The following is a 6973-nucleotide window of genomic DNA, read 5'->3' on the forward strand; positions in this document are numbered from 1 at the left end:
ATTTGCTGGTCACGACGAAGGTGGTCGTTCATGGGCGCGCATAGCTTCGCTCATCGCCACCTGCAAAATCAACAGCGTGGAGCCCTACGTCTGGATGAAAGCGACGCTCAAAGCGATCGCAACCGGTCACCCGCAGTCCCGGATCGACGAGCTCCTGCCCTGGTCGTTCGGCCGCACCTCGTAATTCTCCGTCGTTGCCGCCTCCATACCCCCCGCCAGCGATTTGCAAACACGTTGATCAACAGACTGCAATCCCCACGCCAAACCTTTGCGAGTGGGACGCGAACGTCGCTTACGGTAAGAGAAATATGAGAACCTGGTGCAGTTGTCGGGCGCCGCAGACATTACGTTGCTGTGGCGGGTTTGCGACAAGACTGGCTGGCGCCGAACATGATCGACGAGGACGCGAGCCACCTCAGCGTCACGCGTTGCGTCCGCTCCTTAAACAGCCAGTCGGGGCTGCGTCATCGCCTAGACGATGCTGCCAATCAACGCGCCCGAGGCGGTCTCTTGCGCGCGAGCAAGATCACCATTCACCAGTGCTCCACTTTCCGTCGCGGCCGGATCGCCAGCGGACGGGCAAACCGCTTTCCCCCGAGCCGCTTGGGTCTGGCGACCATCAGGACCGAGGCCGTCATGCGTTCCGCGCCGCTCGCTTGCATCTTGGCTATCGCCCGAGCGAGCGCGTCGTCCAGGACGTGAGAAGGCCCAGCTGTTCGGCCGCAACACCGACGAATGCCGATCTCAAGTCGTTAGGTGAGCGCGAGCTTCAGAGTCGCCCATCTTGGTCAACCATGTGGAGAGCTGCTAAGGCTAATCGATAGCGCCACACGCAGAAGCTAGCGTTTGTGTGCCCGGGCGGGCAAGCAAGAAACGGCTACGCTTCTTCGCCAGCGGACGCTTAGAGGAAGACGGCCATTTCAGCGGCGGCTTCGCCAACAATTACAACGATTTGTCTTAATCAGGACACGAGTGAATCCTCTTTTCCAACAACAAGGCGCGAGCGCCATCTGCATGACGCGTAGCATCAATAGCAGCCGGATAAAGTTGGCGGATCGTATTGCCTCATCTGACGATGAAAATCTCAGCTTGGCCGATGTAGCTCCGGCTGACGGCCTGTCCGACGTTGCATCATGGCGCGCAGGATCGGACGCACTGGGGACATCGCGGAGTGCGCATTAAACGCAGCGGCAGCCGCAGTCCCGAGATCATCGGCCAGCGCCGCACCTTTAGCCGTGCGCGGGATGATCGTCTGGGCTGCTTTGCGTCTGAGCGATTTCTTTCTTCATTTAATCAGGTGAACAGATCGCTCCGCTCTTGCCGGACTCTCAGATCGCGCTCTCGTCTGTTCTCGCGTTGGCCCGGCTATCGCGGTCATTCTGCTTATCGGACCAAGCATAGGCTCAAGTGCAGGCCAGAACAACTGGTCGCGGACAGAGATCGAAATGCACATGTTCGGTATGGGACTGGGGCTGGCTGCGGTCAGCGTCGCCTGACCTCCTAACGAGCTTTCCGTCAGATGAAACGATGCAGGACGCAGAGCTGCGCGCCGACCGCGAGTTGAGGTGGAATGAGTTCAGGATCGGAGATGATCGCATCAGACGTGGTAGATGCAGCCGCGAGTTTGTCTTTCTTCTTCGACCTTTGTCAGCTTCTCGAAAGCCAGCCTCTCTAACACTCGAACTTGGCCTCTTGATGACGAAGCTGCCCATGCCGGAATTCGTGACGAACTTCAGCTCATTCCCTCTGGGAGATATTCTAGAGGCCTTTGGTCTCTTAACAAAAAGGAGGGCTTTATGGCTCCAAGCCCGATCGATAATGCCCGTTCACCAGAATCACCGACAGCGCACGTCTGGACACAGGAAGATCATGATTTGTTCAGCGAGATCATGAATGAAGCTGGACCATCATCGTCTGCCGCACCTGAGGAAGCGGTAGATGTCTCCTTCGCCGCTCCCCAGAGATTTTTACACGGTTCGCAAATCGCCCCTGACTCGATGGTCGATAGGCTGTTCCACCGGGGTCTCTTGCCAGACTCGGACCAGCCGACAATGACCTATGAAATCCAGGGTCACCGCTACACGGCCGGTTTGGATGAGTGTAATCGCGTTCTTCTTGTTCATAACCCTGCGGAAGACCAAGTGCTTGGGGCCGGCCGGGCGGGGGTACCGGACTTCGGAGCCTTCTTCGCGGAGAACCGACGCTATGGAAGGCCGCTACCACAGCAATGGGCCACACCTGCCCTCATAGACAAGCTGCGCGAAGAAGGTTTCATGCCGACCGCCAATAGCCCCACGACCATCCATCTTAACGGACGGGCCTACAAAGCCGAACTAGCCGAAGGAGGATTCGTTAAGCTTACGCGGGTATGAGACCAACTTGACGGTGAGCCGATCGCGCTGGGTCTGAGTCGTGCGGTCACTTTGGTTGTCCTTACCTGGATAGACGGTTCATCGCTTAGCAGTGGATTGTTCGAGCCGCCAGCGGGTACGCATCATCGGGCCCGCTGGCAGCGCTCGAGATGCACGGTCATCCTGGCCATTCGTCTGCGTGGTGCCGACCTGTCATCCGGCCGGCAATATTGTCGCCGTGTTGCTTCACTCGAGGATGTTGCTGGCGCTTGACCGATACAGCTCCGGCTGTGGGCCAGTCCGAGGTTGCACCATTGCGCGCGGGATCGGAAGAACCGGGGTGCGTCGCGGAGTGCCCAAGGCACGCCGCCGCGCCCCGGTCCCGGGATCACCGGCCAGCGCCGCACTGTTAGCCGTGCGCGGGATGATCGTCTTCTCGGCTGCTTTGCGTCTGAGGGATCCCCGTGAGCGCTGCACGACGGTGTGCCGCGGCCGAACTGCTCGGGGCGGTGCTTCGCGAGGTGACCGAGAATTACCAGGGCAAACGGGGCTCGGCCGCAAGCCAGCGCTCGATGTCGGCTGGGTTCGGCAAATTGGGCAGAAACCGGTGCCCGTTGAGCACTTGCTTGGAAACGGCGGAGGCCCTGCAAGTGCGAGGCTGGATTGTCTTGGCGGACGCGAAGGTATTCTCAAGGAGGTGGCAGCAAAGATCGCCTAGCCGCAAGGACCGTCGCAAGTGGCGCAGTCGCTTTGCGTAGCAGTGGGATTGCGTGAGCGTATTTGTCGAGGAAATCGTGTCAATTTAACACTACCAAATCTGGGCGTTCTGCAAGCAGTAGCTCCACCGTAGAGTCACGCAAGATCGCATGCACATAGGCGTGTGCAACCAGCCTCAAAAACCGGAAAAGAACGTCATGGCGAACATCAATCTCAGCTCCCAATCTATTGCAGGTGCACGCGCCGGACAGCGAGCCGCCACCGCCCGGAAAGTCATTGAATGGCGAGCGCCGGCCCCGAGACGCCGAGGCTTCCACATGATCCACGGAATGAAGCCCATGGCGCGGATGCTCGCAGCAATTAGGCGCGGGCTAGCCTTGTCCGATCTTGACCGGTGCTGCGCAATCTGGTGGCTCTATCGTCTCCATTTCGGGTTCACCGGCGACGTGATGTTGGGGCTCGCCGCGGTCAGGATTGCCCAGGAGAGATCCCGCTGCGGAATTTAGGAATCGTGGGGGCGCGCCTTCCATACGGGCTCGGCGCCCTGCCGCCGGTTACGTGTTTGGCTGGCGAGGAAAAGTGGCCGAATGCCGATTGCCTTTAGTCTCCCCCAGCCAATTGGGCCGCATTCACTTCTAGCGCCGAGGATCTGCCCGTGGGGGTGGCACCAAAGTGCAGGCAAATACGATGAGCAGATTGCAAAAACTGAACTTGCGCTCGCCCTTCACACGATCAGTAAGCTGAATTTGATGTCGGATGATGCTGCTCATGAAGGTCCCAGCAGGGGCAGACGACCGGGCCATAGCGGGGAGTGTAGGAATCAGGACGGTCTGGAATCCTTGGTCACGTCTGGTGATCGGGGGCAAGGACGCGCGGCTCGCATTCCATCTGGTGATCTTCTGCTGTTACATGAAAGGAAATGACCCGCGTGAGTTCGCGTGGCGATGCAAGGGCGGGTAGCTCGCCAAGCAATACTGCCCGAGTCGTTGCGCTGGATGGATCCTCGCGCAGAACCTCACCGACGCTGTGTACCCACGGCTTGAATTCCTCTGTGAGCGGCTCGTCCGTTGCAGACCGCCAGCCGTTCAACTCTCCCCTCGGTGAATAAGCCGTTGATCTTTCGCCAGGCACTTTGCGTCCGCCTCCGGCCGCCGCGCGATGAGACAACGGCCGCGGCTTCCCGGTCGGTCGGCGCCTTCGCAATGGTACGCGGAATCGGCTTTGGAGCGAATTCCGGGTCAACGGATCGAGCTCTTATCACCAGAAACGAGCTCCGGTTCGCGAGCGGAGTTGCGCTCGCCTTGTCCATGCGGGCGGTTTGCAATCGAAGCAAGCCGGTGTACAGGCGTGATCGCGACATAGTCCTCGGCGGCGAATGGGCGCCGAGGACTGGGGCCATCAGCGAACTTCAGAACGGCCCCTAAGCATCTGCAGTTTGGAGCCTCGTAACAGTGAAGCCCTTAGTTGAGCTTGTAAGACGCCTGGAAGAACGTACCCCACCGTTCCATGCTGTAGTTCGCAAATCCTAGCGAGCCGCAGCCGTTTCCGCAGTCCGCGGAGTCCGCTTCCTTTTTCGTCCACATGGCCCAATAGCGGCCTCCAACGCCTAGGCTGATATTGTTGGTGACAAAGTAGGACAGAAGGCCTTCAACCTGGACGCCGCCGCCACCATTGCCGTGTTGCTCACTAAAGGTGGTCTTTTTGCGCAAGAGATGATTATCGCGGCCCTTGAAGTCGGTCCAGGGCAGGTAAGCGATGTCCGCATTCAGGCGCCAGCGCTCGGTCAGCATAGTTTCGGCGCTCAAGCCGATTCGAGGCGCATTCCATTGAGTATCTTGGCTGCCAACGATCCTATCGTCGCTCGGCTTGATACGACAAAAGTCCTGCGGATTTGTGAGCGGAACGCAACCCCTCGAGTCTGAGCTCTGGCTGTAATAGGCCCAGCCTATAAATCCGCCGATCTTGTAGTTCGTACTGCGCAGGACATCGTAACCGGCGTCGGCCGTGTAATATGCAAATCGCCCGTTTGACTCACCTGAACGAGTATTTAGGTAGGGGTATCCCTCGTGGGGCAGCCAATCTTCATCGTTCGATTTCCCTTTGTTGAAGAACCCGATACCAAGGCTACTCTTCAAGAACACTCCCCAGGGACTGTCGACACGGCCGAATACCTCCCCCGAAAGTCCGTCCAGTGCATGATAAGTGAGCCTGGAAATCAGTATGCTGGGGTCTTCAGGCCAGCCATACGGGACTGCGCTTTGATCCCACTGGAATCTTCCCCGGCTCAGCCAGAGCCGCGAGCCCCCTTCGAACGACCAACCGGACGTGTAGGGAATGGGTGGTACGCTGCCGGCTGATCTCGCATGCAGCGGCGAATCGGACTTTGGTGCGGCTTCTGGGTCCGCACCAAAGTGGTAGTTCAGACCAATTTTCCCAATGTGATAGTTGCTGGACAGGCTGGTCGTGCTCGCCGGCAAAATCGTAGACGGAGATAACTTCGCGGTCGAAGCGGTCGCGACGCTCGGCCCGCCAAAATGCAGATAGTCATACTCGACGTTCACCGACCATGAAGGCGTAAGGGCTTGCTCCACACCGAGCCCGATGACGCCACCAACTTGGCCATAGTCGAAATGGGTTTTCTCCTGTGGCAGGTCGCCCCCTTCAAAGTTGTTGACGATGTCGCCTCGATTATTTTGCCAGGCTGCACCTGCCTTGAGATAGGCAAGCGTTTGCCCGAGCGAGCCGAAGGCGTAACCGATGCGACCGGTCCCGGTCGCAAAGAGGTTCGGAGCTGCGTTGCAGTTTGCGCTTACAATCAAGTCTGAGGCTGCGAGGCAGGTGTTTGAGCCGCTCGCGACAGCTGCGCTGGCATCCAGTTCGAGGCCGTACACCCAACTATTGTTCTGCCAATTGTAGCCGATTTGGCCACCTGCGACGAAGGAGGGAATATCGACGACGTCGCCGTAGATCGGTGGGCCGAACGGATTGGTGAAAGAGGTTCGACCGTACCCGCCGCCTACATGCCCGCCAATGTAGCCTCCGGACCAGTTCCACACCGACGGTGGCAGGGCTTCTCGCCCGAGGTTCGCCATAGATGTACCCGTTGTGGCGATCGCCATGGTCGCAGCCCCCAAAAAGAGAACTCTTGATCGCATAAAGATTGCCCTGAACTTTCCCGAGTTGTAGTCGCGCTCGCTAAGTATCGCCGCACGGCAAATCGTCGGAGCACCAGGCCCCCAATAACGAGCCGGGGCCGCTCCGAAGATCACCGCACGACGATTGGTGATGACGTCCTCAACGTAGCAAGCCGCGTGCCGGAGCAATTCCTTTGTTCTGCAGGAGCTTACTAAGAGCGTGCCGCGTCAACTTCCCTACATTGGGTGGAAGGCGGACGAACGAGTGTCGAGGTTCGCTGCATTGCGGAGCTAGCGTCCAAGGCACGTGCATGTGCCGGAACTTTGTGGTCTGCCCGGTGAGCACAAGCTGGTTCAGCTTGGATGAGCCGTGAGATTTCAAGCCTAGTGTTCTTTTCACTCCGCGAGCTGCCTGATGGCAACCAGCCGGCCGTTGCAAGTTCAGCTCGTACTAGGGTCTGTACCTAAATAGCGCCACGTGATTCTCTTGCCTACGTGTTGATTCGGGGGCGAGAGAATGCGCGCTGGTTTGTTTTGGCTGAACGACAGGCAATGGGCGCGTATCGAACCGCATCTGCCGAGGGGACTGACGGGGCCGGATCGGGACGACGACCGACGCACCGTCAGCGGCATCATTCACATGCTGCAATCGGGTGCACGATGGCGTGATTGTCCACGTGAATACGGCCCTTACACGACGATCTACAATCGCTTCAATCGCTGGGCCAAGCGAGGACGATGGTGCGCAATCTTCGAAGCGCTGGCCAAGCC

Annotated in this window: 3 protein-coding genes and 1 pseudogene; 3 read left to right on the forward strand and 1 reads right to left on the reverse strand. The window is 58.8% G+C overall.

What is annotated here, in order from left to right; translation table 11 throughout:
• Together IQ16_RS44320 and IQ16_RS44330 are read left to right on the forward strand one after the other, a co-directional pair.
• Nucleotides 1–184: transposase domain-containing protein (locus IQ16_RS44320; RefSeq protein ID WP_026312943.1), on the forward strand; the 184-nt coding region annotated here is incomplete at its 5' end.
• Between the two features lie 1426 nt (nt 185–1610).
• Nucleotides 1611–2372 (forward strand): hypothetical protein, encoded by a 762-nt coding sequence (locus IQ16_RS44330; protein WP_232675272.1) that lies wholly within the window; start codon nt 1611–1613, stop codon nt 2370–2372.
• Nucleotides 2373–4528: 2156 nt separating this feature from the next.
• On the opposite strand, the gene IQ16_RS44350 is transcribed toward IQ16_RS44330, so the two are convergent.
• Complete coding sequence (locus IQ16_RS44350; RefSeq protein WP_224517533.1) at nt 4529–6187, reverse strand: outer membrane beta-barrel protein; 1659 nt, start codon at nt 6185–6187, stop codon at nt 4529–4531.
• Nucleotides 6188–6697: 510 nt separating this feature from the next.
• Between IQ16_RS44350 and IQ16_RS44360 the strand changes: the two are divergent.
• Nucleotides 6698–6973: pseudogene (locus tag IQ16_RS44360) on the forward strand (transposase); the annotation flags it as partial.

It is taken from the genome of Bradyrhizobium huanghuaihaiense (assembly GCF_007830635.1).
GTDB classification, from domain to species: Bacteria; Pseudomonadota; Alphaproteobacteria; order Rhizobiales; family Xanthobacteraceae; genus Bradyrhizobium; species Bradyrhizobium huanghuaihaiense.

Bases quoted from the DNA above. Each gene is read 5' to 3' on its own strand.
- IQ16_RS44330 (WP_232675272.1), top strand. From the start codon at position 1,611: ATGCAGCCGCGAGTTTGTCTTTCTTCTTCGACCTTTGTCAGCTTCTCG.
- IQ16_RS44350 (WP_224517533.1), bottom strand. From the start codon at position 6,187: ATGGCGATCGCCACAACGGGTACATCTATGGCGAACCTCGGGCGAGAA.